20 protein-coding genes are annotated in these 26,581 nt (G+C 66.4%); 9 read left to right on the plus strand and 11 right to left on the minus strand.

Annotated features, from left to right (window positions below):
- Positions 1-32: 32 nt before the first annotated feature.
- From ACWIKC_RS00460 to ACWIKC_RS00500, 9 genes are all read right to left on the minus strand, one after another.
- Entirely contained in the window at positions 33-4,736 is a 4,704-nt protein-coding gene (locus ACWIKC_RS00460; RefSeq protein WP_454598183.1) for an NAD-glutamate dehydrogenase, read from the minus strand.
- Positions 4,737-4,930: 194 nt separating this feature from the next.
- Entirely contained in the window at positions 4,931-5,914 is a 984-nt protein-coding gene (locus ACWIKC_RS00465) for an LLM class flavin-dependent oxidoreductase (RefSeq protein WP_454598184.1), read from the minus strand.
- Positions 5,911-6,762 (minus strand): tetratricopeptide repeat protein, encoded by an 852-nt coding sequence (locus ACWIKC_RS00470; protein WP_454598185.1) that lies wholly within the window; start codon positions 6,760-6,762, stop codon positions 5,911-5,913. The genes ACWIKC_RS00465 and ACWIKC_RS00470 overlap by 4 nt, the downstream gene beginning before the upstream one ends.
- Positions 6,759-7,511: an alpha/beta fold hydrolase gene (locus ACWIKC_RS00475; RefSeq protein WP_454598186.1), complete on the minus strand. Its 753-nt coding sequence runs from the start codon at positions 7,509-7,511 to the stop codon at positions 6,759-6,761. Before ACWIKC_RS00475 ends, ACWIKC_RS00470 begins: the two co-directional genes overlap by 4 nt.
- Before the next feature lie 41 nt (positions 7,512-7,552).
- Positions 7,553-8,647 (minus strand): M48 family metallopeptidase, encoded by a 1,095-nt coding sequence (locus ACWIKC_RS00480; RefSeq protein ID WP_454598187.1) that lies wholly within the window; start codon positions 8,645-8,647, stop codon positions 7,553-7,555.
- A 16-nt stretch (positions 8,648-8,663) separates the two neighbouring features.
- Complete coding sequence (locus tag ACWIKC_RS00485) at positions 8,664-9,755, minus strand: YjgN family protein (RefSeq protein WP_454599516.1); 1,092 nt, start codon at positions 9,753-9,755, stop codon at positions 8,664-8,666.
- A 74-nt stretch (positions 9,756-9,829) separates the two neighbouring features.
- Positions 9,830-10,021: a helix-turn-helix transcriptional regulator gene (locus tag ACWIKC_RS00490; RefSeq protein WP_454598188.1), complete on the minus strand. Its 192-nt coding sequence runs from the start codon at positions 10,019-10,021 to the stop codon at positions 9,830-9,832.
- On the minus strand, positions 10,018-10,638 hold the full coding sequence (locus ACWIKC_RS00495) for a hypothetical protein (RefSeq protein ID WP_454598189.1): 621 nt from the start codon (positions 10,636-10,638) through the stop codon (positions 10,018-10,020). Before ACWIKC_RS00495 ends, ACWIKC_RS00490 begins: the two co-directional genes overlap by 4 nt.
- On the minus strand, positions 10,635-10,823 hold the full coding sequence (locus tag ACWIKC_RS00500; protein WP_454598190.1) for a hypothetical protein: 189 nt from the start codon (positions 10,821-10,823) through the stop codon (positions 10,635-10,637). Before ACWIKC_RS00500 ends, ACWIKC_RS00495 begins: the two co-directional genes overlap by 4 nt.
- Before the next feature lie 164 nt (positions 10,824-10,987).
- Here ACWIKC_RS00500 and ACWIKC_RS00505 point away from each other — a divergent pair, with 164 nt between their 5' ends.
- The 3 genes from ACWIKC_RS00505 (at position 10,988) to ACWIKC_RS00515 (ending at position 15,699) form a co-directional block, all read left to right on the plus strand.
- A complete protein-coding gene (locus tag ACWIKC_RS00505) occupies positions 10,988-12,649 on the plus strand; it encodes an alkaline phosphatase D family protein (protein WP_454598191.1) in 1,662 nt (553 codons plus the stop codon).
- A 263-nt stretch (positions 12,650-12,912) separates the two neighbouring features.
- Positions 12,913-14,940 (plus strand): threonine--tRNA ligase, encoded by a 2,028-nt coding sequence (thrS, locus tag ACWIKC_RS00510; RefSeq protein WP_454598192.1) that lies wholly within the window; start codon positions 12,913-12,915, stop codon positions 14,938-14,940.
- Positions 14,941-14,955: 15 nt separating this feature from the next.
- The gene (locus ACWIKC_RS00515; RefSeq protein ID WP_454598193.1) at positions 14,956-15,699 is read left to right on the plus strand and encodes a TSUP family transporter; all 744 of its coding nucleotides are present in this window, start codon (positions 14,956-14,958) and stop codon (positions 15,697-15,699) included.
- A 177-nt stretch (positions 15,700-15,876) separates the two neighbouring features.
- Here the strand turns inward: ACWIKC_RS00515 and ACWIKC_RS00520 are convergent, their stop codons facing one another.
- Together ACWIKC_RS00520 and ACWIKC_RS00525 are read right to left on the minus strand one after the other, a co-directional pair.
- Entirely contained in the window at positions 15,877-16,878 is a 1,002-nt protein-coding gene (locus ACWIKC_RS00520) for an agmatine deiminase family protein (protein WP_454598194.1), read from the minus strand.
- A gap of 22 nt (positions 16,879-16,900) precedes the next feature.
- Positions 16,901-18,598: a M28 family metallopeptidase gene (locus ACWIKC_RS00525; RefSeq protein ID WP_454599517.1), complete on the minus strand. Its 1,698-nt coding sequence runs from the start codon at positions 18,596-18,598 to the stop codon at positions 16,901-16,903.
- Between the two features lie 87 nt (positions 18,599-18,685).
- On the opposite strand from ACWIKC_RS00525, the gene ACWIKC_RS00530 reads away from it, so the two are divergent.
- The 6 genes from ACWIKC_RS00530 (at position 18,686) to ACWIKC_RS00555 (ending at position 26,492) form a co-directional block, all read left to right on the plus strand.
- The gene (locus tag ACWIKC_RS00530) at positions 18,686-21,373 is read left to right on the plus strand and encodes a bifunctional [glutamine synthetase] adenylyltransferase/[glutamine synthetase]-adenylyl-L-tyrosine phosphorylase (protein ID WP_454598195.1); all 2,688 of its coding nucleotides are present in this window, start codon (positions 18,686-18,688) and stop codon (positions 21,371-21,373) included.
- Positions 21,370-21,843 carry a peroxiredoxin gene (locus ACWIKC_RS00535; protein WP_454598196.1) on the plus strand — a complete coding sequence of 158 codons (474 nt, stop codon included), beginning with the start codon at positions 21,370-21,372 and terminating at the stop codon, positions 21,841-21,843. Before ACWIKC_RS00530 ends, ACWIKC_RS00535 begins: the two co-directional genes overlap by 4 nt.
- A complete protein-coding gene (locus ACWIKC_RS00540; protein WP_454598197.1) occupies positions 21,840-22,655 on the plus strand; it encodes a ferritin-like domain-containing protein in 816 nt (271 codons plus the stop codon). The genes ACWIKC_RS00535 and ACWIKC_RS00540 overlap by 4 nt, the downstream gene beginning before the upstream one ends.
- 148 nt (positions 22,656-22,803) lie before the next feature.
- Positions 22,804-23,490 carry a M23 family metallopeptidase gene (locus ACWIKC_RS00545; RefSeq protein ID WP_454598198.1) on the plus strand — a complete coding sequence of 229 codons (687 nt, stop codon included), beginning with the start codon at positions 22,804-22,806 and terminating at the stop codon, positions 23,488-23,490.
- Positions 23,491-23,649: 159 nt separating this feature from the next.
- Positions 23,650-25,188, plus strand: coding sequence for an acyl-CoA synthetase (locus tag ACWIKC_RS00550; protein ID WP_454598199.1), 1,539 nt, complete (start codon positions 23,650-23,652; stop codon positions 25,186-25,188).
- 5 nt (positions 25,189-25,193) lie between these two features.
- Positions 25,194-26,492 carry a cytochrome P450 gene (locus ACWIKC_RS00555; protein ID WP_454599518.1) on the plus strand — a complete coding sequence of 433 codons (1,299 nt, stop codon included), beginning with the start codon at positions 25,194-25,196 and terminating at the stop codon, positions 26,490-26,492.
- The last annotated feature ends 89 nt before the right edge of the window (positions 26,493-26,581 follow it).

The raw sequence follows: 26,581 nt of genomic DNA on the forward strand, positions 1-26,581 counted from the left end.
TCGCGGTTATGGCCGCGCCGGTCAAGCCGCGCCTATCGACACAACAGATTGCGCGCCATGCTGGCGACCTGCGCGAGCGCGGCGGGCGCGACCGGAGTCTGCGCCTGTGCGCGTCCGACCATGGTGCGGAATTGGCGCACCGCGACCGCATTCTCCGCCGCCCATTTCTCGACCATCGCCGGCATGTCGTCCTTGGCACCCTTGCGGCGCGACAGGCGACGCAGGAAGTCGAGCCGCATCTGCTGGAAATCGCGCGCGAGACCGGCGACGAGCAGGCGTTCCCAGACATCCGACGGGTTCATCATCGCTGATGTCGCCTGCGCCCAGTCGAGCCCGAGCGAGGCGCCCAGTCCGGTGAAGGCTTTGGTCAGGTCCCAGGGGTCGATTTCGTGTTCGCGCGCGAGCTTGGCGAGGCCGACCGCGCCATCCAGTTCGAACAGATGCGCTACCCGTGCGGCCAGATCTTCGGGCGCACCGGCATCGGAAAGCTCGTCGGTCAGCCGGACCGATTGCTGCCGACTTTCCTCGGCCAGCAGACTGGCGGTCGCACCGGACAGCTTTCGCACGCCCGGCCCAAAGGCCTCGAGGCTTTCGGCAGGATCGGCGATACCGACGCCAGCAGTCAGCAAATCGGCCATCTGCATCCGCATGCCCTTGGCGGTGCGGTCGAACAGCAGCAGGCGCGCGCGTTCGGGCATCTCTGCGGCATCGATGGCGGCCCACAGCGAATCGAGTTCGAACAGCCGCTCGGCGACCACGAAAGCGCCGGCGACCTGGTCCAGCGTCACGCCCTCTTCCTCGGCTAGCTCGAAGGGGTGGACCAGACCGATCCGGTTGACGATACGATTGGCGAGCTTGGTCGCGATCAGTTCGCGGCGCAGGCGATGGGTCAGGATCTGCGGCTTGTAACGATCGCGCATCGGCGTCGGGAAGGCTTCGAGCAACATGGGTTCGAGCGCTGCGTTTTCCGACAGGGGTCCCGTCTCGATCGCGTCCTGCAGGGCAAGCTTGGTCGAGGACAGGAGGACCGCGAGTTCGGGGCGGGTGAGGCCCATCCCCTCGCTCGCGCGGCGCCCGAGAACGTCGTGATCGGCCAGCCCTTCGGTCTTGCGGTCGAGCTTGCCGCTCTCCTCGAGCGTCTCGATCAGCCGCAAATGCGCTTCTGCCGAACGCGCGCCGCCGATTTCCGCCACCGATAGCGCGAGCGCCTGCAAGCGGTTGTCCTCGAGCACCAGCTCGGCGACTTCCTCGGTCATGTCCTCGAGCAGCGCGTTGCGCTTGGCTTCGGAAATCCGGCCAGCGCGGCGCGCTGCCGCCAGCGCGATCTTGATGTTGACCTCATTGTCCGAACAATCGACCCCGGCCGAATTGTCGATGAAATCGGTGTTGATCCGCCCGCCATTGAGCGAGAACTCGATCCGCGCGGCCTGCGTCACGCCCAGGTTGGCGCCTTCACCGATCACGCGCGCGCGAACATCATTGGCGTCGACGCGGATGGGATCGTTGGCCGGGTCGCCGACCTGGACATTGTTTTCGTGCGTGGCCTTGAGATAGGTGCCGATCCCGCCGAACCAGATCAGGTCGACCGGCGCCTTGAGGATTGCCGAGATCAGGGCTTCGGGTTCGATCTCCTTCTGGTCGATGCCGAGCGCTTTTTGCGCCGCCTTGGACAGTTTGAGGCTCTTGGCGTCGCGCGGGAAGACGCCGCCGCCGCGCGAGATCAGGTCCTTGTCGTAATCTTCCCAGCTCGATCGGGTCAGATCGAACAGGCGCTTGCGTTCCTTCCAGCTCGCCGCCGGATCGGGAACGGGATCGACGAAGATATGCCGGTGGTCGAAGGCCGCGACCAGCTTGATGGTTTTCGACAGCAGCATGCCGTTGCCGAACACGTCGCCCGACATGTCGCCGCAACCGACAACCTCGATCGGATCGGTCTGGACGTCGATGTCCATCTCGCGGAAATGCCGCTGGACCGAGACCCAGGCGCCGCGCGCGGTGATGCCCATCGCCTTGTGGTCGTAGCCGTTGGAGCCGCCGCTCGCGAAGGCGTCGTCGAGCCAGAAGCCGCGGCTTTCGGCGATCGCGTTGGCGACGTCGGAGAAGCGCGCAGTTCCCTTGTCTGCGGCGACCACGAAATAGGGGTCTTCGCCGTCGAGGATCACAACGTCCTCGGGATGGACGACCTCGTCGTCGACGATGTTGTCCGTGATCGACAGCAGTGTGCGGATGAACACTTCGTAGCTGGCCTGGCCTTCGGCGGCCCAGCCGTCGCGGTCGCTGATGGGATCGGGCAGTTGCTTGGGATAAAAACCGCCCTTGGCGCCGGTCGGTACGATCACGGCGTTCTTGACCCGCTGCGCCTTCATCAGGCCGAGAACTTCAGTGCGGAAATCGTCACGCCGGTCTGACCAGCGCAAGCCACCGCGGGCGATCGCGCCGGCGCGCAGATGGATGCCCTCGAGGCGCCGCGAATAGACAAAGATTTCGCGCCAGGGGATCGGCCGCGGCAAGTTGGGAACCAGTGCCGATTCGATCTTGAAGGCGAGCGCTTCGCTGCCCGCGGGGGCGAAGGCATTGGTCCGCAGGATCGCGTCGATCAGCGACTGGTAGAGCCGCAGCAGGCGGTCGTCGTTGATCGCCTTTACCTTGGCGAGCCCGCGTTTGATCGCCTCGCGGGCTTCCTCGATCGCGTGGTCGCGACCCTTGCCGAAGGCGGGATCGTGGCGTGCGGTGAACAGCGCGATCAGCGCGCGGGTGACATCGGGTGCGCCGCGCAGCGCATCGACCACGGTGTAGATGGTGAAGCCCATCCCCGCCTGGCGCAGATAGCGGTAGAAGGCGCGCAGCAGATCGGCCTCTCGCGCGGTGAGCGAGGCTTCGGGGACGAGCCGGTTGAAGGGATCGCTCTCGGCCTCGCCGTTGAGCACGGCGGCCATCGCCATTTCAATCTCATCGGAACGTTCGACCAGCGCCTCGGCCTCGACCGCCGAGGACAGCGTCAGTGCGAAATCGTGGATCGTACCGAGCTTGCCGTCATCGAGCACGGTGGGCATTTCGGTGTCGACGTGGAACCCGAAATTCTCCAGCGCGGGCACGGCATCGGACAGCGGCATGCTGCCTTCGGCCTGATAGAGCTTGAGCCGTAGGCATTGCGCATCGCTCTGCTGGCACAGATAGATTCGTGCATCGCGCTGCCACTGGTCGCCACCTTCGGCATGGACGCCGAGCGCGCGCAGGCGGGTGATGTCGGTCGCGGCTTCGGCGGGGCCGAATTGCGCGCGGAACGCGGTCGGAAAGGCTTCGGCCCAGCGCGAGGCGATGGCGGCGGCGCGGTTCGCGTCGCCCAACGTCGCCAGTTCGCTCTCGACCGCTTCGCCCCAGCCACGCAGCATCGTCTGCAGCCGCTCGTCGAGGGCCTTCTCGTCGGAAGTCTCGCTGCCGTCGCGGATGTCGAGCACGAAGCGCAGCATCGCGAGATTGCCGCCTTCGACCTCGAGGCTCCAGTCGAGCAGTTTTGCACCGGCGCCTTCTTCGAGCAGCGCCTGGATCTGGAGGCGAACCTGCGTCGCCAGCATGTCGCGCGGCAGCCAGACGAAGGCGAAGAGGTGCCGCGCCAGCGGTGCCTCGACCATCGCCAGCCGGGGACGCGGGCGATCGACCAGCGCCATCATCGTGGTGGCAATGCGTTCGACATCGTGGTCCGAAAACCCGATCAGCAGATCGTGCGGCAGTGTCGTCAGCGCATGGACGAGCGCCTTGCCGGCATGGCCGCCGACATCGAAATCGAGCCGTTTCATGATCGCCTCGACCTGGGCACGCAACCGCGGGACCGTCCGTGGCGGCGCGGCCAGCGCGGCGCTGGTCCAGACCCCGGCGTGGATCGAAAGGGCGACGGTTTTGCCGCCCTTGCGGCGCGGCACGATGAACAGGTCGAGCGGGACCCGGCGATGGACGTGGGCCAGCCGGTTGGCCTTGATGATCAGCAGCGCCCGGGCCCTCTCAGGATCGTCGAACCAGGCGAAGGCACGGTCGTAGGAGGTGTCGGCGAGCAGATCCTGCGCGCTCTTGCGGCAGATGCCGAGCGCGGTGCTGGCGGTGCCGTCGCGGTGACGCTCGAGATGGCCCAGCTGTGTCAGCATGCCGTTGTTGAGCCATTCGAGCAGCGCGGTGGCCTCCTCGTCCTCGAGCCGCTTGGCGTCGGCGAGCATGGCGTCCTGCAATTGCGGCCAGTCGTTCACCGCGGCGCGGACATCGGCCAGCGTTTCGCGCAGCGTCGCCATCAGCTCGCGGCGCTGGCGCGCGTCGACCCGCGAGGTCTCGATGTAGATCATCGATTCATAGGCCGCGTCGTCGGGATCGCTATCGAGAACCCCGGTCAGTTCGCCGTCGCTGTTGCGCTCGACCGGAACAACCGGGTGTACCAGCCGATCGATCGCCAGCCCGGTGGCGGCGATGGCGTTGGCGGTCGAATCGACCAGGAAAGGCATGTCGTCATTGACCAGCGCGATGCGCATGAAGCGCCGGTCTTCACTGGCCGATTCGAGCACTATGGCGGCGCGCCCGGCCTGCCGATGGAAACCGGTCTCGGCGACGAAGCGGGCGGCCTCGACGAGCCGGTCGCGGGCCATGTCGCCGTCGCCGGGGAGGAGCGATTCCTCCATGCGCGCGGCGAGCGATTCGACCACTCCGGCGGGAATGGCGGGTTTCTGCCCTGCGGCAGCTTTAGTCGAACCCATGTATCCTCTCAGCGGGCCCTCTCTCATCGGCCCGGAATGGCTGCAGCACGGTGTTCGCCGTGCCTGACGTGTCCGCCCCTAGTCCTCTCCTCGCGCCGCCGCAAGCGAGGCTCGCAGGGGCCCGGATGCTCGATCACGGGAAAGGGTTGCGGGGTTAACTGAACGGGGCGGAATGTGGGGACTGGCCCGGCAGGTCAGCCCTTTAGCGCGTCCATCGCCAGTTCGAGCGAACGGGTCCGCGCTTCGGGATCGAAAGTGGCACCGGCCAGCATGATCTCGTCGGCGCCGGTGCGATCGACGAAGCCCTCGATCGCGTCGCGCACCTGTCCCGGCGTCCCTACCGCGCTCGCCTGGCCGATATGGTCGAGCATGGCGCGGGCATTGGCGGGCAGCGTGTCGCGGTAGCCCTCGATCGGCGGTGGCAGCTTGCCGGGCGAGCCGGTGCGCAGCCGGACGAAGGCCTGCAATTGCGAACTGGCGATGCGCTCGGCCTCGGCTTCGCTCTCGCTGCAGAAGAGGTTCATCGCCGCCATGACATGTGGCCTGTCGAGCGCGGCGGAAGGCTCGAAATTGCGGCGATAGAGCTCGAGCGCAGCGTCGAGATGGTCGGGCGCGAAATGGCTGGCGAAGGCATAGGGCAGGCCGAGCCGGGCGGCGAGCTGCGCGCCGAACAGGCTGGAGCCGAGCATCCACAGCTCGACATCGGCGCCCTGACCGGGAGTTGCCTGGATTGGCAGGCCGGGATCGCCATCGAGATAGGCGCGCAATTCGACCACGTCCTGCGGGAACATCTCTGCGGCGCGGTGCAGGTCCTTACGCAAGGCGCGTTGGAGCTCGGGACCCGCGCCGGGCGCCCGGCCCAGCCCTAGATCGACCCGGCCCGGGAACAGCGCCGCCAGCGTGCCGAACTGCTCGGCGATCTGGAACGGGGTGTGGTTTGGCAGCATGATTCCCCCCGAGCCGATGCGGATGGTCGAGGTGGCGTTGCCGATATGCGCCAGAACGACCGAGGTCGCGCCTCCGGCGATCCCCGGCATGGCATGATGTTCGGCGACCCAGAAGCGGGTGCAACCCGTCTTCTCGGCGGTGCGCGCGAGATCGACCACAGCGGAAAAGGCCTCCTCCAGCGATCCGCCCTCGCGCACCGGCACCAGATCGAGAATCGAAAAATCGGTCATTGCTGCGGCTTTCCTTCATCGGACAATTGCGCGAGATAGGCGCGGGCGCGTTCAGCCTCGGCGCCATCGGGCGCGACCAGCAGGACCGATTCGAAACTGCGCCGGGCATCCTCGGGCCGATTGGCCAGGGCGGCGATAACCCCGGCCTCAAGCCCGACGGTCGGGTCGCGCGGAGCCAATGTGGCGGCCTGTTCGATCTGGCGCTGGGCTTCCATCAGCCGCCCCAATTGCCGCGACAGCTTGGCCGAAAGCAGCCAGGCGCGCGGATCGCCGGGGCTTGCTTCGCGCGCTCGGCCGAGCGCGGCGATGGCATCCTCGGGACGTTCGGCGGCCACCAGCGCCCGCGCGAGGTCGATCTCGAGCCCGGTGGCGATGTCTCCCTGTCCGGCGCTGCTGGCATCGACAATGGCGCGTTCGAAATGCGCTATGGCCGCCCCCGCCTCGCGCCCGGCCATAGCGGCATTGCCCGCCATGGCGCCGAGCCGAGCGCGATAGGTCGGATTGTCGTCGCCCACCTCGCCGCGGGCGACTGCGAAAATATCGCGCGCCTCGGCATATCGCTCCATCCGCACGAGCGCGAGACCCTGGCAATGCGCAGCCTGCGCGCGTTCCGCATCCCGCGCATTGGCGCGCCAGCTGGTCGCGCTGTCATAGGCAGCCTCGGCATCCTCGGCGGCGAGCCGCAGGCATTCGACCAGCCGCGAAGCCGGGCGTGGGCCTCGGTTTGCGGCAGAGGCTGCGGTGCGCGCGCGCTGTTCTTCCAGTTCCGGGGGAATAGACATCGGTGGCGTGGCGGCGGGATTGGGCCCGACCTGCATGGCCAGGAGAAGTGCGGCGGCGATGGTCACGAGATGATCCCTTCGGCAATCAGGGTTTCGACCTGCCCCAGCAGGAGCGCGATGTCTTTATCGCGGGAGAGGCGGTGATCGCCATCCTTGACGAGGGTGACCTGTACATCGTCCGAACGCAGCGCTTCGGCCAGCCGCAGGCTGATCTCCCACGGCACATCGCCATCGCGCTGGCCGTGAACCAGGCGGGTCGGACAATCGATTGGGATCTCGCCCTGGAGCCGTAAATTGGCCTGGCCGACTGCGAAAAAGCCGGGGTGGAGCGGCATGGGCTCCGGGCCATAGGGGTTGGAGTCGAGCAATGTTTCGCCCGCTTGTAGCCGGACCTTGTCCTGCGCGGAGCGACCCCATTCGGTGAAGTCCGGGGCCGAAGCGATGCCGATCAGCCCGGCCAGTCGTTCGCCCAGCGCCTCGCCGACCAGCAGCATAAGCCATCCGCCCATCGAGGAGCCGATCACCACCACCGGGCCTTCGATCAGCGCTTCGATCAGGCCAACGACCTCGTCGCACCAACGTGAGAGCGTCCCGTCTGCAAACGAGCCCGAACTCTCGCCGCAACCCGAATAGTCGAGCAGCAGGCAGCTGCGACCCCGGCTCTTGGCCCAGTCGAATAGCGCCGTCGCCTTGCTGCCGGCCATGTCGGACATATAGCCGGGCAGGAATACCAGCGCGGGCCCGCTACCGCGATGCAAGCGGTATGCGAGGCGACGGCCATCTGGCAGTTCGTGGAATTGTGCGGTGTCGGTCATGGACGCGCGCTTCTCGACCCCGCGCGCCGGGATTGCAACCGTCAGAACAGTTCGAATTCCTCGACGTCGGGGTCCGCCTCGCACAACCCCTTCAGGGCCTCGAATTCGACCGGGGTGAGGATCGGATTGTAATCTGCGCCTTCTTTTGCGGCATCGCGATAGGCGCGGGCGCGTTCGCCGGCGGAGGGATGGCTGGCGATCCAGCCGGTGATGTCGGGCCCGGAATCCGCATCCGTATCGGCATCCGCGCTGGATTCTTCCGCCATGCGTTCGAAGAATTCCGCCGCGCCCAACGGCGAGATATTGCTTTGCGCCAGCCGCTCGCGCGCGAACTCGTCCGCTTCGCGCTCGGCGTCGCGCGAATAGCCCATCGCCGCGAGCCCGAAGACGGTGTCGCCAAATCCTGAATTGGCGCCCGACAGCAGGATCGAGAGCCCGAACTGGCGCAGCAGCGCGGTCATCACATGACGTTCGCGGACATGGCCGACTTCGTGGCCCAGAACCCCGGCCAGTTCCTCGGGACTTTCCGCCTGTTGCACCAGGCCGTCGAACAGCAGCACCTGCCCGCCCGGGAGCGCCACCGCATTGACCATGTCGATATTGGCGATGCCCGCGCGCACCTGCCGGTCGGAAGGATCGACCGCATTGAGCAGCTTGGCGAGTGCGGCATCGCCCTCGGGCGTCGAGCACAGCCGGTTGCCGAAATTGCCGACCATTGCCTCGCCGATGCGGGCCTCCCAGCTTTCGGGGACGCGCGGCCCCAGCCATTCGGGTGCGGTCATGAACAGCGCCACCGCCGCCGCACTCGCGACCCCGAAAACGACCACCGCCTTGCCTAGCCCGAGCCGGTCGATCCAGCCGCCATAGCGGGCGGGTGCAGGGAGGTAACGCTCGAAGCCCGGAGGCAGGGTGAGGGGCAGGCGCAGGCGAAAATCGGGCTGGCTCCCGCGGCCATAGACCCGCTCATGGCGCAAGCTTTCGACGAAGCGCAGATCGGCGAGCGGCACCGGGTGCTGCGCACCGCCCGCTTCCGTCAGCACCAGTCGATCGCCGCTCCAAGAGGCCATGCCCTCGTGCCGTAGCGCGGAGACACCGTCGTACCATGTGACGGGAACCTGGAAGGCCGCCTCGTTCATTTCAGTTTCGGGCACGTCAGATCGCGCCGATATCGAAGGCGTCGAGCAGGCCTTCGCCGTGCCGGGCTGTCGTGGTGGTGGACTGGGTCAGTTCGTCGAGCAGGATTTCCCCCTGCGCCTCGAGATGCGTCATGAAGAACTTCCAGTGGCGGTAGGACAGGAAGATCAGCCCGATACCGAGCGTGAAGACCACCAGCGCGGCATCGCCGAGCAGCAATTTGACCCAGTCCATCGTCGAGGCCTCGAAGGAAAAGCCGATTTCGCCCCAACGCGTCGACCCGACTGCTTCGCGGTAGAAGGCGGCGAAGAAGGCCACCGCGATCAGTCCGAGGCCGAGGTAAAAGAACAGGACCAGCCCGACGATGCCGACGATCCCGCCGATCATTGCGCCCTCCTCGCCGCCGATGCCGAAGCCTGCCAGCATACCGGCTGCTGCCAGCGCGATGCCGCCAATAAAGATCACGAACGGCGCCAGGTAGAACAGCAGGAATCGTCCGAACACCGGGCCGGCCTTGGCCTCGGCACCAAAGCCGTGCGGGCCGAAGCTCATCTTGCCCCACCGCTCGTTCCACAGGCTGGTCATCGACCAGGGGATCAGCAGACCCGCGGGCAGGTAGCCGACGAAGGTCTTCCACATATAGGAAAGGCCGAAGCGGAAGCCGTTGTCGTTGGAACCGCCCCGGATCCCGCGCCAGCGGGTGCGCGACAGGCGATAGCGCAAGGCTCGAAAGCGGGCGAGGCCGGTCAGATAGAACAGGATCACGAAGGACATCAGCGTCAGCACCGCCGCCAGCGCTTCTTCCCCGCGCAAAACGAGCGATTCCGCCACCAGGCCGATCGCGAAGAATGGCAGGGCGAAGAGCGCCAACACCAGCAGGAAGCCGACGAACAGTTCCATCCCGGTGCCCGCCCATTCCAGCCGCTCATCGACGAAACGGCTGCGCGACCACAGATAGCGGCGCTCGCGCGTCGTCGCCCAGAAGCGGTAGATGCCCAGCGTCACGATGGTGAGCAGGAGATTGCTAAAGGCGATCGGCGCGAATTCGCGCCAGCTTCCCTCGAACCCGAATGCGCTTTCCGTTTCCGGCGCGTGCTGATGGTTTGAAATGGTCCGACCCCCCGGTTTGCGATACCGGCGCGGTTGTCTAGGCGCGCCCCCGCCAAGTCAACCGCGGGCGAGGTTCAATCGCGCAGGAAGATCGCCTCGATCGGCGTTTCGAACACATCGGCGATGCGAAAGGCCAACGGGAGCGAGGGGTCGTAGCGCCCGGTCTCGATCGCGTTGACGCTCTGGCGGCTGACCTCGAGCCGGTCAGCGAGCGCCTGCTGGCTCCAGTCGCGTTCCGCGCGCAGGACCTTGAGTCGGTTTTTCATACCGCGCCCCACGAACCATATTCGATACGGTTGGACAGCGCGCCGACGAACAGCCCGAGAAACCACGCCACCGCGACCCAATAGGCATCGAGATGCGGCACCACATCGGCGGTTTCGAGGAACCCCCAGACCGTTGCCGCGCTGAGCGCGATCCCGGTGGCGATAAGCGACTGGCGCACCACCAGCATGCGGATGAATTCGTCCTGCTCCTCGACGATCAGGCGTCCAACTGCCCAGAAGATGCCGATTACCGCCAGCCCGGGCAGCACCGCCAGAACCGAGCGCAGCGCGAAAGCGGGGTCGCTCTCGGTGGTAGCGAAGGTGAGAAGGCCGAAGGAGAGCAGGTACAGCGCGGTGAACAGCGCCACCCGCTTGGTGTAGCGCTTCTGGGCTTCGCCCTTGCCGCACAGGCCCCCTGCGACCCCGTCGCGGCGACGCCCGGCGGCGCGCATCAGCGGGATCGTCTGGATTACGGGGACCAGCATCAGCACCAGCGCTGTGTCGGCATCGATCGCGCCGCTCAATGCGAGGCCGGCAATGGCGCCCAGAGTACCCAGCAGTAAGCCCGCCCAGAACCGCGCCGTTCGCCCCGTGGTTCTTTCTTTCGTCCCGGTCATGCCCGGTCACCCCCGAGGCATGCCATGGCGCAGCCACGCGATTTGAACAGCGAGACTACGGCGAGCACGGGCAGGACGATGGTCAAGGTCTGGGCCGAATCCGCCGGAATGAGCTGGGCGCGGCCCGCAATTGCCACCGCGATGATGGCGGCGGCCCAGCAGAATGCTTTGGTGGTGGTCGACATTGGTCAAGCTCCCTTGGTAATTGGTAAAGCTAACTTGTCACAGGCGATTGCCCTTGTCAAGGTTGCTTTCCATTGCCAATCGGCGAAGCATCCACCAGGCCATATCTGTCACGATGCAGTCACAGCGGGCGATCACTGCGCCATGACCCTGGAGGAGAATTGCCGTGTTCAAGACCGAACCACCCGCCGCCGCTGCGCTTGCTCCGCTCGACCGGCGCAGCCTGCTCAAGTCGGGCGTCCTCGGCGCCGGTTTGATCGCCGCGCCGCTGTCGGCGCAGTTCGGCGGTTCGGGATTCACGCATGGCGTGGCCAGCGGCGAGCCGGGGCGCGACCGGGTGCTGCTGTGGACGCGCTTCGCCGCCGGGGCGGAGACGAAGCTGGAATGGGAAGTCAGCCCGACCAGCGATTTCTCGCGTGTGGTCGCCTCGGGCGAGGTGATGGCCAGCCCCGCAAACGACAGCTGCTGCAAGACCTTCGCCGAAGGTCTCGAGCCCGGCCGCTGGTATTTCTACCGCTTCGTCGCCCCCAATGGTGCGGTGTCCGATGTGGGGCGCACCAAGACGTTGCCCGAAGGGCCGACCGATCGTTTCCGGATGGCGGTGTTCAGCTGTTCGAATATGGGGTTCGGCTGGTTCAACGCCTATGCCCATGCCGCCGAGGCGAACGAGTTCGACTGTGCGCTGCATCTGGGCGATTATTTCTACGAATACGGGTCGGACAATTATCCGTCGCCCGATCAGACGGTCGCCGGGCGACCGGTCGCGCCGCTGAGCGAAACGGTTGCGCTGGCGGACTACCGCCTGCGCTACGCCAGCTATCGCAGCGACCGCGACCTGCGCCGCCTGCACCAGGTCTACCCGATGATCTCGGGCTGGGACGACCACGAAAGCGCCAACGACAGCTGGCAGGGTGGGGCACAGAACCACCAGTCCGAGAGCGAGGGCGAGTGGAGCGTGCGCAAGGCGGCGGCGATGCGCGCCTATCGCGAGTGGATGCCGGTGTCGGACGAGCCCTGGGCGGCCTATGACATCGGCGATCTGGCCACGCTGTTCCGGCTCGAGACGCGGCTGACCGCGCGCGCCGAGCAGTTCAGCTTTGCCAATGTGCTGGCCGGGCAGAACGGGGCCGAGGCCGCGCTCCGCGCGCTGACGGCCTTTCGTCAGGGCAATTATCTCGATCCCTCACGCGAAATGCTGGGCGCGCAGCAGCAGGCTTGGCTCTCCGACGGGCTCAAGCGCTCCACCGGAGGCGGCAAGCGCTGGCAGGTGCTGGTCCAGCAGGTGCTGATGGGGAAGGTCGCCACGTCACCGGGGCTGGTCGAAGCGCTGCCCGCCGATGTGCCCGAATATGTCCGCAGTCGTATCGTGGCGGGCGCCCTGGCGAGCCGCGCCGAACTGCCGTTCAACATGGACGCCTGGGACGGTTATCCGGCGGCGCGCGCCCGGCTGTTCGAGGCTGCGCTGGCAGCCGATGCCAATCTGGTCTCGCTGGCCGGCGACACCCACAACGCCTGGTCCTTCGATCTCGATCATGCGGGCCAAAGGGTCGGGGTCGAATTCGGGGTGCAATCGGTCACCTCGCCCGGCTTCGAAGGCTACATCCCCCAGCTCGCTCCGGCGGATCTCCAACGCGCCAGCGTGGAGTTCAACCCCGAGCTGGTCTGGATGGATGGCTCGCGCCGCGGTTACATGGCCGTGGAGCTCACACCCGAGCGTGCGACCAGCGAATACCGCTTTCTCTCGGGCATCCGAGAGCGGGGTGCGGGCGTGGTCGCGACGCAACGCGTGTCGACCGCGCTGGGCAGTCGCAGGCTGGAACTGGGCTGAGAGAACCGGCGCACCAAACCGGTTGAAGGACGCGCCGCGCGAGACTAAGTTGCGCGGCATGCCGCAGCTTCGCTCCACCACCACCACCAGCACTACCACGACCCCGGCGTTCCGGGGGCGGGTGCGCGCGGTCTGATCCGCAGCCCTGCCGCCCGGTGTCGGGTGGCGCGGCGTTCCATCCGGTATTTCCTTCGCAGACAACGCCGCACTTCAAGCGCGCCCATGGTTGTGCCATTGGCGGGGCAAAGGATACGGATGAACCGATGACCGAATTGCTACAGATCAGCCTGCCCGATGGCTCCACGCGCGAAATGGAGCGCGGGAGCACTCCTGCCGATGTCGCCGCGGCGATCGGCCCGGGCCTCGCCAAGGCCGCGCTTGCGGCGCGGGTCAACGGCGAATTGCGCGATCTCGGCCGCCCCTTCGAGGGTGATGCCGAACTCGCGTTGGTCACCGCCCGCGACGAGGAAGAAGCGCTCGAACTGGTCCGCCACGATTACGCGCATATCCTCGCCGAAGCCGTGCAGGCGCTGTGGCCGGGCACGCAGATCACCTTCGGCCCGGCAACCGCCGACGGCTTCTATTACGACGTAAAAGCCCCCGACACGCGCGATCCGTTCTCGATGGACGATCTGCCCGCGATCGAGGACAAGATGCGCGACATCATTGCCGCCGACAAGCCGCTGCGGCGCGAGGTCTGGTCGCGTGAGCAACTGATCGCGAAATGGGAAGCGGAGGGCGAGAGCTTCAAGGCCGAATGGGCGCAGGAACTGCCCGAGGACGAAGAGCTGACCGTCTATTGGTCGGGCGAACCCGATGGCGAGGGTTCGTGGCTCGATATGTGCCGCGGCCCGCATCTGCCCTCGACCGGCAAGCTCGATCCGCAGGCCTTCAAGCTCATGCGCGTGGCCGGAGCCTATTGGCGCGGCGACCAGAAAAACGCGCAGCTGACCCGGATATACGGCACCGGCTGGCTCAACAAGAAACAGCTCAACGCGCATCTCATGCGGCTCGAGGAAGCGGCCAAGCGCGACCATCGCAAGCTGGGCCGCGAGATGGATCTGTTCCACCTCCAGGAAGAGGCGCATGGCTCGGTGTTCTGGCACCCACAGGGCTATCGCATCTGGCGCGAGCTCGAGAGCTACATGCGCCGCCGAATGGACGGCGCGGGCTATCAGGAGATCAAGACCCCGCAGCTGATGGACGTCCGCCAGTGGGAGCGTTCGGGCCATTGGGGCAAATATGCCGAGAACATGTTCGCGGTGCCCGACAGCGTGCCCGATCCCGAGGCGGCGGAGCAGTCGGGCGCGCCGCTGATCGCGGGCGACAGCGACATGATGGCGCTGAAGCCGATGAACTGCCCCGCGCATGTCCTCGTCTTCAAGCAGGGCATCACCAGCTATCGCGATCTGCCGATCCGGCTGGGCGAGATGGGTTGCTGCCATCGCAACGAGCCGCATGGTGCGCTCCACGGCATATTGCGCGTGCGCCAGTTCACGCAGGACGACGGCCATATCTTCTGCACCGAGGATCAGGTGGTGGACGAGGTCCGCGCGTTCTGCCGGCTGGTCGACAGCGTCTACGGCCATTTCGGCTTTACCTACGAGATCAAGCTCGCGCTGCGCCCCGAGAAGCGCTTTGGCAGCGAGGAAATGTGGGACAAGGCCGAGAACGAGCTACGCGAAGCGGTGCGCGAAGCGGGAATGGCGACCGAGGAATATGGCTGGGAAGAACTGCCCGGCGAAGGCGCGTTCTATGCCCCCAAGCTGGAATGGCATCTGACCGATGCGATCGGGCGGACCTGGCAGGTCGGCACGATCCAGTCCGACCGCGTGCTGCCCGAGCGGCTCGATGCGACCTATATCGGCGAGGATGGCGAGAAGCACCGGCCGGTCATGCTCCATCGCGCGATCTTCGGGACTTTCGAGCGCTTCATCGGCGTGCTGATCGAGCATTTTGCCGGTCGCCTGCCGGTCTGGCTTGCACCGACGCAGGCGGTGGTCGCGACGATCGTCTCCGATGCAGACGACTATGCCAAGGAAGCCACGGCCAAGCTGGAAGCGGCGGGAATTCGGGTGGTGAGCGATCTGCGCAACGAGAAGATCAACTACAAGGTGCGCGAACACAGCCTCGCCAAGGTCCCGCATCTGCTGGTGGTGGGAAAGCGCGAAGCCGAGGAAGGCACCGTTGCGATCCGCACGCTGGGCGAGAAGGATCAGACGGTAATGACGCTCGACGAGGCGATCGCGATGCTGAAAGACGCCGCGACCCCGCCCGATCTGCGCCCCTGATCCTCATCTGGGAAAATGTCGCCGCTCGAGGCCTATGATTCGCTCGAAATAGCGACGGCGCTTCTCGCGGCGTTCGGGTCGGCCTTCGTGCGCGGATTGACCGGCTTCGGGATGGCGATACTTCTGGTCCCTATTCTGGCGCTGGCGCTGTCGCCGCTGGAAGCGGTCATCCTGGCCAATTGCCTCTCGTTTGCCATCGGTGTGCTGGAGATCCGACGGCTGGTCCGGGATTGCGAGGGGTCGGCCTGGTGGATCTCGGGGCTGGTCGTGGCAACGACACCATTGGGACTGATCGGACTGGCGGCAACCAGCCCGGGGGTGGCCCGCGTCGCAATCGCGCTGATCGGGCTTTCGGCCTTCGTGGCCATCATCCTGCCGCGCGGGTCCGGTGCGAAACCGGGCGCATTGGCAACCGGCGGTGTGGGGGTGATGAGCGGGCTGATGACCGGCTATGCCGGCATGCCGGGACCGCCGGTGGTCCCCTATTACGTTCGTCGTTCCATCGACCGTAAGACCGCAAAGGCATCGATGATGCTGATCTTCACGATCGCTGCCGCGACAGGACTTGTATCGGGTGCGGCAATCGGCGTGTTCGACCTGCGGCTGCCGCTCCTTGCGGCGATGCTGTTCCCTGCGGTGCTGGTCGGCAATGCGCTCGGCAACCGGTTTTCCGGGAGGATCGCCGACCGGGTGTGGCGCGCGCTGGTTGCGATCGTACTGGGCGGAGCTGCGCTGGCAGCGATTCTGCGCCTGGTCTAGCCGATCAGAAGGGCACGACAGGCCCGGCCAGGACCAGCGCGAGGGCGCAACCGGTCACGATAATCGCGCGCATCACGTCTGTCAGGCGGGACGGGGCCAGATGCGGGCGGAAGGAAGCCGTGGATTGAAGCATGGCCCCATTGTCCACCCAAATCCCTAACGGGGGGTTACGAGTGACTAGACCTTCGCTCCGGGCGCGTCCGGGGCCGAGGGCATCTGCTGGCTGGCGCAATGGAAACCGCCGCCGCCTGCCAGCACCGCATCGCCGGGCAGGCCGATCGTGGCGCGGTCCGGGAACAGGTCGCGGATTGCGGCCACGCCTGCGGCATCGTGGATCGAACCGAAGGTCGGCACCACCACCAGATGGCTGGTCATCGCGAAATTGGCGTAGCTTGCAGGCTCGATCCGGCCGGCCGAGGTGATAAGCCCGGGCGAGGGAATGCGAACCAGTTCGAGCCCGGCCAGTTCGATCCGCCGCGCTGCATCCTCGTAGATCGCGGCGTTGGGATCGGCGGGGCCGGTGGCTGCCGGAAGCGCGACCCGGCCCGGCGCGACGAAGCGCGCCAGATTGTCGACATGGCCATCGGTGTGATCGTTGATCAGACCTTCGCCCAGCCAGACCACGCGCGCGAAGCCGAGGTCGCTCTCGAGCCGCGCCGAGATCTCGTCGCGCGAAAGCCGCGGGTTGCGGTTGGGATTGAGCAGGCACTGCTCGGTCGTGATGGCGAGCCCGGTGCCATCGCCATCCACCGCGCCGCCCTCGAGGATCCAGTCGCTTGTTTGGCACGGCAGCCCGGCATCGCGCGCCAGTTCGGCGCCGATCGTCTGGTCGCCGGGCATGAGATACTTGCCGCCCCAGCCATTGAAGCCGAAGCGCCGCGCCGCGCGGCCCTTTTCGCTCTGCACCACCAGCGGCCCGGTGTCGCGCAGCCAGATGTCGCCGTAATTGCGCCGTTCGAGCGTGACCGATGCGCTCGCCAGCTCGCGCGCGCGCGCCTCGTTGGCGGCATCGCGGACCAGCAGCCTGACTTCCTGCCCGCTTTCAGCGACCGCATTGGCGAAGCCGGCGATCTGCTCCTGCGCGCGCGACAGGACGCCCGGCCATTCCTCCGCATCATGCGGAAAGCCGATCCACAGCCAGTCCTGCGGCGCCCATTCGGGCGGCATCGTCACCGTCATCAGGCGCCCTCGCCCCGCGTGCTCAGCAGCCCGTGGCGCTCGCTGCGCAATCGGCTTCGCGGATGCCGCGGAATTCGTCGCCCGGGTTCCAGTTGGGCCAGCTGGTGCTGGTCGCGAGCGCGCGACCGATCCGGTAATAGAGCTGCAGGTCGCCCATCACGCCCGACCAGTCCCAGCTCTCGTCGAACTCGTCCTTGGGGCCGTGATAGCGGTTTTCGGTGTAGTCTGCGGCAACTGCGGCTCCGGCGGCCCGGCCGCCATCGACCAGGTCCTCGCCGCCATCGATATAGAGCATCGGCACCCCGCGCTTGGCGAAGGCGAAGTGATCGGAGCGGTAGTAGTAGCCCGCTTCGGGCTTGGGATTGGGCGTCGCGACGCGGCCATCCGAAACCAGCGCGGCTTCGAGATAGGCGTCGAGCTGCGACTTGCCGGGACCGACCACGGTCACGTCGCGCGAAGGACCGGCGACCTGGAAGGCGTCCATATTGATCCCGCCCACCGTTTGCGCCAGCGGGAAGACCGGGTTCTCGGCATAATAATGCGCACCAAGCAGGCCCGATTCCTCGGCGGTCACCGCCAGGAACACGAGGCTGCGGGCCGGTGCCCCGGCCTTGGCATGCGCTTCGGCCAGCGCGACAAGCGCCGCGGTGCCGGTGGCGTTGTCGACCGCGCCGTTGCAGATGTCGTCGCCATCGGGAGCCGGCTTGCAGCGGCCGAGATGGTCCCAATGCGCCGTGTGGATGACGTATTCGTCGGGCCGCTCGCTCCCCTGAAGGATCCCGATCACGTTCTGCGACTGGAAGGTGCGGATGTCGTTGGCGAAGCTGGTGGAGGCCTTGAGCCCCAGCGGCACCGGCTTGAAACCCCGTGTGCGCGCCTTGGCGGACAGATCGTCGAGATCCTGCCCAGCGGCGTCGAGGATGCGCGACGCGACATCCTTCTGCACCCAGCCGTTCATGATCGTCAGCGGGGGCGCGTTCTCGCCGCGCTGGGCATAGGCTTGCGGGCCCGACCAGCTGCTCTCGACTACGTTCCAGCCGTAGGAGGCGGGCGCCGTGTCGTGGATGATGATCGCACCGGCGGCTCCCTGTCGTGCCGCTTCCTCGTATTTGTAGGTCCAGCGTCCGTAGAAGGTCATTGCCTTGCCGTTGAAGGGACCTTCCAGCGTCGGGCTGCTGTAGTCGGGGTCGTTGACGAGGATAACCGCGGTTTTCCCGCGCATGTCGATACCCTTGTAATCGTTCCAGTCGCGCTCGGGGGCGTTCACGCCATAACCGACGAAGACCAGTTCGCTGTCGGCCAGCGCGGTCTGCGCGTCCTCGCGATAGGTCACCCCGACCCATTCATTGCCGAAGTCGAAGGACATGGTCTCGCCATTGCCGGTCACCGTCAGCGGCGCGAAATCCTTGCCAGTGATTTCGACCAGCGGCACTTGCTGCACCCAGGACCCGTTGTTGCCCGGCGTAAGCCCCGCCGCGGCGAAGCGTTGGCTCAGCAACGCCACGGTCTTTTCCTCGCCCACCGTCCCCGGCATCCGACCCTCGAACTCGTCGGAGGACAAGGTGCGGGTGATGTCGACCATGGTCGCGCGGGAGATATCGCCACGGGCGACATCGGGAATATCGAGCGCGGAATTGGTGGTGGTCGCAGCACAGGCGGAGAGCGCGAGGCTTGCTACCAGCGCGGTTGCGGTGTGGCGGAAGCGGGGAGTGAGGGTCATGGTCTTGTCCCGGAATGAAATTTGCATGGCGGGGTCTCTTGCACCTCGCACCTTGCAGGGCAAGCCATAGGGCGGCAGGAACGGCGTATGGACCGCGATTGGAAGTCAGCTCTTGAGCGAGCCAGGGCGCATTCGCCGTTTCTCTCGAAGACGCTGGAGCGCCTGCCCGATTTCGAGGCGCTGCTGTCCGAAGGGCATGGGGAAGCGGCGCTGCTCAAGGCGAAGCAGGCGGGGCGCGGGATCGAGGATGCCGGGCAGGCGCTGCGCCGCGAGCGGCTGGCGCTGGCGCTGGTGCTCGCCATCGGCGATCTCGCCGGCGCCTTCCCGCTCGAAAAGGTCATGCGCGAATTGTCTGCCTTTGCCGACCGCGCGCTGCATCGCGCGATCGAGGCAGCGATCCTGCGCCGGGTCCCCGATGCCGAGCCCGCCGGCTTTATCGGGTTGGCGCTGGGTAAGCATGGCTCGGGCGAGCTCAACTACAGCTCCGATATCGATCCCATCCTGCTCTACGATGCCGAGGCGCTGCCCCGCCGGGAGCGCGACGAACCGCCCGAGGCTGCGCAGCGCTATGCGCGCGATATCGTGCGCATGCTGTCCGACATCACCGCAGAAGGATACGTCTTCCGCGTCGACCTGCGGCTGCGTCCGGCCTCCGAGGTCAGCCCGTTGGCGATCTCGCTCGAGGCCGCGACCAGCCATTACGAAAGCTCGGCGCTGACCTGGGAACGCGCCGCCTTCATCCGCGCGCGTGCTGCCTCCGGAGACATCGCGCGCGGCGAAGCCTTCCTCGATTCGATCCGCTCCTTCGTCTGGCGGCGCAGCCTCGATTTCGGAGCGATCGACGAGATCAGGGGGCTGAGCGCGCGGATCCGGACCCGCTATTCGGGCCCGCGCGAGCCCGGGCCGGGCTTTGATCTCAAGCAGGGGCGCGGCGGCATTCGCGAGATCGAATTCTTCGCCCAGACCCACCAGCTGATCCATGGCGGGCGCGACCCTGCCCTGCGGGTGCGCGGGACGCGCGCCGCGCTCGATGCGCTGGCCGCGACGGGTCATATCGCGACGGACACGGCGCAGACGCTGGGCAAGGCCTACGACACCCTGCGCACCATCGAACACAGGCTGCAGATGGTGAACGATCGCCAGACGCATATGCTACCCGAGGGCGAAGCTCTCGACGGGGTCGCCCGGCTGCATGGTCTGGAAGGTGCGTCCGAGCTGCTGGCGCTGCTCGACGAGACCTGCGGCCCGGTGGCCCGGCATTTCGGCGAATTGATCGCGGATGACACGCCCAACGGACCTGTTCCGCTGGCGACCCCGGACCAGCTCGACAGCTTCGGTTTCGCCGATCCCGAGGCTGCCGCTCACCGCATTGCGGGCTGGAGCGACGGACAGTTCCGGGCGCTGCGCAGCGAAGCGGCCAAGGCCGCCTTCGATGCGATTCGCCCGCAATTGTTCGAGGCGCTCGGCCAGGGACCCGATCCAGACCACGCGCTGGCGCGTTTCGAGACGCTGCTCGAAAAACTGCCAAGCGCGATCAACCTGTTCCGCCTGCTCGAAGCGCGCCCCGGCCTGCTCCAGCAACTCGTCGATTGTCTGACTCTGGCCGCGCCCCTCGCGGACGAATTGGCGCGACGGCCCGAACTGCTCGACACGCTGATCGATCGCACCGCCTTCGACTTGCCCGGCTCGACCGAGGATCTGGCGCGGATGATGCGCCGGACCGAACGCGGCGACGACTACGAGCAGGCGCTCGATCGCATCCGCATCGTCACCAGCGAGCAACGCTTCACGCTGGGTGTGCAATTGGTCGAGGCGGCGCAGGACCCGCTCGATGTCGCCGAGGCGCTCTCGCGGGTTGCCGAAGCGGCGGTGCAGGTGGCCTGCGAAGCGGCGCAGGACGAATTCGCCGAGCGGCACGGGCGTTTCGAGAATGGCGAACTGCTGGTGCTGGGGTTGGGCCGGCTGGGCGGGGGGGCGCTGACCCATGCTTCGGATCTCGACATGATCTACCTCTTCACCGATGGCGAAACGGCGGAATCGGACGGGCCCCGACCGCTGGGCCGCACGCTTTATTTCAATCGCCTGGCACAGCGCGTCGGTGTGGCGCTGAGCGTTCCCACCGCGCAAGGTGCGCTCTACGATGTCGACACGCGGCTGCGGCCGCAGGGCAATCAGGGGCCGCTCGCGGTCGGGCTGGCGTCTTTCGAGCGTTATCAGCGCGAGAACGCCTGGACCTGGGAGCATATGGCGCTCAACCGCGCGCGGGTTCTGGTCGGATCGCCCGAGGCGCGGCAGCAGGTTGAGGCGATCGTTGACCTGATACTCAACAGGCAGCGCGATGCCATCGAATTGCAAGCCGATGTGTTGAAGATGCGCAGCGACATGGCAGCACACAAGCCGGCCCGCGGCGAACTCGACGTCAAGCTGCTGCGCGGCGGCCTGGTCGATCTGGAATTCCTGGTCCACTTCCTGCAATTGCGCGACCGCATCGCGCTGACGCCGGACCTCTCTGCGGCCATTGCCGAGCTGGCGGAGCAGGACCTTGTCTCCCCTGATCTAGGCGCGCATCATCGTCTGCTCACCCGCGTGCTGGTCGGCTCGCGGCTGTTGGCACCCGAGCTGGGTGCCCCGGGTCCGGCCGCGCGCGCGGTGCTGGCGCGGCTGGCGCGGCAGGAGGACTACCCTTCGCTCTTGCAGGCACTGGACCAGGCGCGCCATGGGGTGGCGGCAGAATGGGCCGAGACTTTCGGCGAGAAACTGGAGATGGATCGATGAGCGAATATCCCGCGCAAGGCGATGCGATGCCCGACATCGCGATGGAAACTCCCGAGGTAGGATCGGTGCGAGCTTCCGACTTTAATGGCCGCAAGGCGGTGTTCTTCTTCTACCCGAAGGACAACACGCCGGGCTGCACCACCGAAGCGAAGGATTTTTCGGCACTCAAGCCGGAGTTCGAAAAAGCCGGGGTCGCGCTGCTCGGGATCAGCAAGGATTCGGCCCAGAAGCACCGCAATTTCATCGCCAAGCATGGGCTGACCGTCGATCTGGCGACCGATGCGGAGGAAGGCGGACTGTCCGATGCGCTGGGTATCTGGACCGAGAAGTCGATGTACGGGAAGACCTATATGGGCATGGTCCGCACGACCTATCTCGTCGGCGCGGACGGGCGGATCGAGCGGGTCTGGAACAAGGTCAAGGTGAAGGGCCACGCCGAAGATGTGCTCGTGGCCGCGCGCGGGGCGTGAACGAAGCGCTGCCATCGCTCGCTGCTGCGATTCGCGCTGCGCTGCTGACCGGCGATCCTGCGGGCAAGGTCTTCGCCGCGCGCAAGGTAGCGCGCGACTGGCGTCTGGGCAGGCTGGCATTCGATCTCGCCGGGCCCGACGGCCCTACCATGCCCGAGCGACCGGAATGGCCCGAGCATCTGCAGTTGCTGCCCCCCGCGCAAATGCCCCGGCGCGGCAAGGGTGGGTCGGAGCGGGGACGAATCGCGCTGTGGCACGCGCTGGCGCATATCGAATTCGTCGCGATCGATCTGGCGCTCGACATGGCGGGGCGGTTCGGCGGGTTACGGGGCGAAGAATTCGTCTCCGATTTCCTGGGGGTGGCGGCGGACGAGGCGATGCATTTCGCGCTGCTCGACCGCAAGCTCGCCGCGCTGGGCTCGCATTACGGCGCCTTCGCAGCGCATGACGGATTGTGGCAGGCGGCGCAGGACACCGCGCACGATCCCGCCGCGCGGCTGGCCATCGTGCCGATGGTGCTGGAGGCGCGGGGTCTCGATGTTACCCCCGCCACGCTCGTGCGTGTAAGGGCGCAAGGCGATTCGCATGGCGCGCGGATTCTCGAGCGAATTCTTGATGACGAGATCCGCCACGTCGCCGTGGGAACCAAACACTTTCTGAAAATTTGCGGGGAGCGGAACAAACTGCCGCAAAAAACGTGGCAAAACCTCGTCCGAACGCATTTTTCGGGTCGGTTGAAGCCCCCATTCAACGACTCAGCGCGTCATGCAGCCGGTCTGTCGCTAGAGTTCTACGCTGCACTTGCTTCGTAAACCCTTCCGCCCTTAACCCATGAATGCACGACACGGCGGGGGGTTCCAGCCGTAGCGTAAAAAGATCGACAGGCTCAGGGGAATGGGTCGTCGGTCGGGATCGCAGGGCGCCGAAATGGGCGTCGCAAGCATTGGACGGGTCTGATTTATGAACGATTTTTTCATCTCCGCGGGTCGCATTCTGCTGGGTACATTTGGCGCCGCCACGATGATGGCCGCCGCGCCGGCTCAGGCCGAAACTTCCGATACCGTCGAGATGGTTGCCAAGACCGATCTCCCCTCCAGGGGTTCGATGGGCGCAGCGCTGGGTTCGGGCGAAGCGCATGACGAGCAGTTCCGCCAGCTCTTCGCCAGCTGGGACAAGATCGACCGCGTTCAGTCCGGCGGTCTGACCACCACGGTTTCGGTTCCTTCGCGCATGCCGCTCGAGAACGCTCGCCTGTCGAGCGATTACGGCACCCGTATTCATCCGGTGCTCGGTCGTCGCGCCGGGCACAAGGGTGTCGATCTGGCCGCACCGACCGGCACGCCGATCTACGCCACCGCCGATGGCCGGGTGAGCCGCGCGAACTGGTTCTCCAGCTACGGCAAGTATATTTCGATCGAGCACGGCGCCGATCTCCAGACGCGCTTCGCCCATCTTTCCGAGATCGCCGTTTCCGAAGGCGCGTCGGTCAAGAAGGGCGATCTGATCGGTTATGTCGGTTCGACCGGTCGCTCGACCGGCCCGCATCTCCATTACGAAGTGCGCGTCAACGGCGTTGCCGTCGACCCGTCGCCCTATATGCTCGAAACCGAAGCTGCGCGCACCTTCGCGCTAGCCGGCGGCGAATAGGCGACCGAGTAAGCGGCCGGGCCGCAGAGGAATTCCCTGGACGGGACTTGAAAAGGCGGCGGGGCAACCTGCCGCCTTTTTGCTTGTGCGCGAGGACACATGCGTTAGGTTTCGAAGAGCAACCGGCTGGCCCGCCAAGAGGCCCCGAGGGAGAGAGACATGCATCCGATAGTCCACGCGCAGACGCGTCCCGATCATCCTGCCATCATCATGGCTGGGAGTGGGGAAACGGTCACCTATGGCGAGATGGACGCTACCGCCAATCGCTTCGCGCGGCTGCTGAAAGATCGCGGGCTGGGCCAGGGCGGCCATTTCGGCATGCTGATGGAGAACAACGCGCTGTTCCTGCAGCTGGTCTGGGGTTCGCAGCGTTCGGGTGCGATGATGGTCCCCATCTCGACCCGCCTGACCGCACCCGAGATCGCTTATATCATGCAGGACTCCGATGCCCGGCTGATGGTCACCTCGACCAAATTCGCCGATGTAATAAAAGAATTGCGCGAGCAGTGCCCGCAATGCGAATTCCTGATCTTGGGCGACGGCGGCGAGGAGGATCTCGAGGCGGCGATCGCGGCGCAGTCCGCCGAGCCGCTCTCCGATCCGCTGCCCGGCCAGTACATGCTCTATTCGAGCGGGACCACCGGCCGGCCCAAGGGGGTGCGCCCGCGTCCGCCCGAAACCGGCGACATCCAGGAAGTCTCGCCGCTGGTCGGACTGGCAGTGATGGGGGCGGGCATGCCCGCCGACGGATCGATGGTCTATCTCTCGCCCGCGCCGCTTTATCACGCCGCGCCGCTGGGCTGGTGCAGCACCGCGCATCGCCTCGGGGGCACCATCGTGGTGATGGAGCGCTTCGATCCCGAACACGCTCTGGCGACGATCGAGAAGTACCGCATTACCGACAGCCAGTGGGTGCCGACCCATTTCGTCCGCATGCTCAAGCTCGATCCGGCGCAGCGCGAGAAATACGATCTCTCCAGCCATCAGCGCGCGCTCCACGCCGCCGCGCCTTGCCCGGTCCCGGTCAAGCAGGCGATGATCGAATGGTGGGGGCCGATCGTGAACGAATATTACGCCGGCTCCGAGGGGATCGGGATGACGCTGGTCAAATCCGCTGACTGGCTCAGCCATCCTGGCACCGTGGGCAAGGCGATCCACGGTACGCTGCATGTCTGCGGACCAGATGGCGAAGAGCTCCCGGCGGGGCAGGAAGGGCTGATCTATTTCGAGAACGCGATCCTGCCGACCTATCACAACGATCCCGAGAAGACCGCCGAGGCGATGCATCCCAAGGGCTGGATGACGCTGGGCGATATCGGTCATGTCGACGAAGAGGGCTTCCTCTATCTGACCGACCGGATGAGCCACATGATCATCTCGGGCGGGGTCAACATCTATCCCCAAGAGGTCGAGAACCTGCTGATCAGTCACGACAAGGTGATGGATGCGGCGGTGATCGGCGCTCCCGATCCCGATTTCGGAGAGATGGTCGTCGCGGTGGTGCAGCCGGTCGACATGGCCGATGCGGGCGAGGCGCTGGAAAATGAACTGCGCGCCTATCTCGCGCCCAAGCTGGCGCGGATCAAGCTGCCCAAGCTGTTCGACTTCCGCCCCGAATTGCCGCGCGAGGCCAATGGCAAATTGTACAAGCGCGAACTTCGCGACGAATACGCCGCGAGGGCGGAGGCCGCGGCGTGAGCGCGCTGGCCGCAGCCGCCGCACCGGCGCTCTCGCCCGAACAGGGACGCGCGGTGATCGACCCGGCAAGCTACGCGCAATGGGACGGTCTGCTCGACCTGTTCGACAGCTTGCGCGAAGAAGCCCCCGTCGCCCGCGTCGAATCGCCCGATGGCATCCACCCGCCGTTCTGGCTGGTCTCGCGCTATGACGATGTGATGCGGATCTCGAAGGACAACGCGACCTTCCTCAACAATCCGCAGACGGTGGTGTTCTCGCTGACCGAGGGGATCGAATTCGCCAAGTCGCTGACCGGGGGCAGCCCGCATCTGGTCGCCAGCCTCGTCACCTTCGACGCGCCGATCCACATGAAATATCGCAAGCTCACGCAGGAATGGTTCATGCCCAAGAACCTGCGCGGGGTGGAGGACGAGATCCGCACCCTCGCGCAGGCGACGGTCCAGCGGCTGGTGGAGGCGGGGCCCGAAACCGATTTCGTCAAGCTCGTCTCGGCGCCCTATCCGCTGCATGTCGTGATGCAGATCCTCGGCGTGCCCGAGGAGGACGAGGCGCGGATGCTGATGCTCACGCAGCAGATGTTCGGCGGGCAGGACGAGGAGCTCAGCGGCTCGGGCGTGGCGGCGATGACCCCCGAGCAGATCACCCGGCTGGTCGCGGGCGCGGTCAAGGATTTCGAGGCCTATTTCGCCCGTCTCACCGCCGAAAAACGCGCCAATCCCACCGGCGATGTCGCGAGCACCATCGCCAACGCTACCGTCGATGGCGAGCCGCTCAACGACCGCGACATGATGGGCTATTACATCATCCTCGCCGCCGCGGGGCACGACACCACCAGCGCGAGCACCGCGGGCGCGATGCTGGCACTGGCGCGCGATCCCGAGCAGTTCGCGCGGGTCAAGGCCGACCGTTCGCTGCTGCCGGGCATCGTCGAGGAAGCGATCCGCTGGACCAGCCCGGTGCAGCATTTCATGCGCACCGCCGCCGAGGATACCGAAGTCGGCGGGCAGGCCATCGCCAAGGGCGACTGGCTGATGATCAATTACGTCGCCGCCAATCACGACCCCGCGCAATTCCCCGACCCGCGCCGCTTCGATGCCTCGCGCAGCCCCAACCGCCATCTGGCTTTCGGCGCGGGCGCGCACCAGTGCCTCGGGCTGCATCTGGCGAGGCTCGAGATGCGGATCCTGTTCGAGGCGCTGCTCGACCGGATCGACAGCGTCGAGCTCGCTGGAACCCCGGCGCGCGCCAAATCGACCTTCGTCGGCGGGCTGAAAACGCTCCCGCTGCGCTTCGTCGCGCACTGATTCGCGCCCCGATTCGCACCCGTTTCGTTCAGCCTTGCGGCCGCCTGAGTGAATGAAACGGGGTTTGGTTGATGAAACACATCCCCCTG

The sequence above is a fragment of the Qipengyuania sp. SM2507 genome (assembly GCF_053714505.1).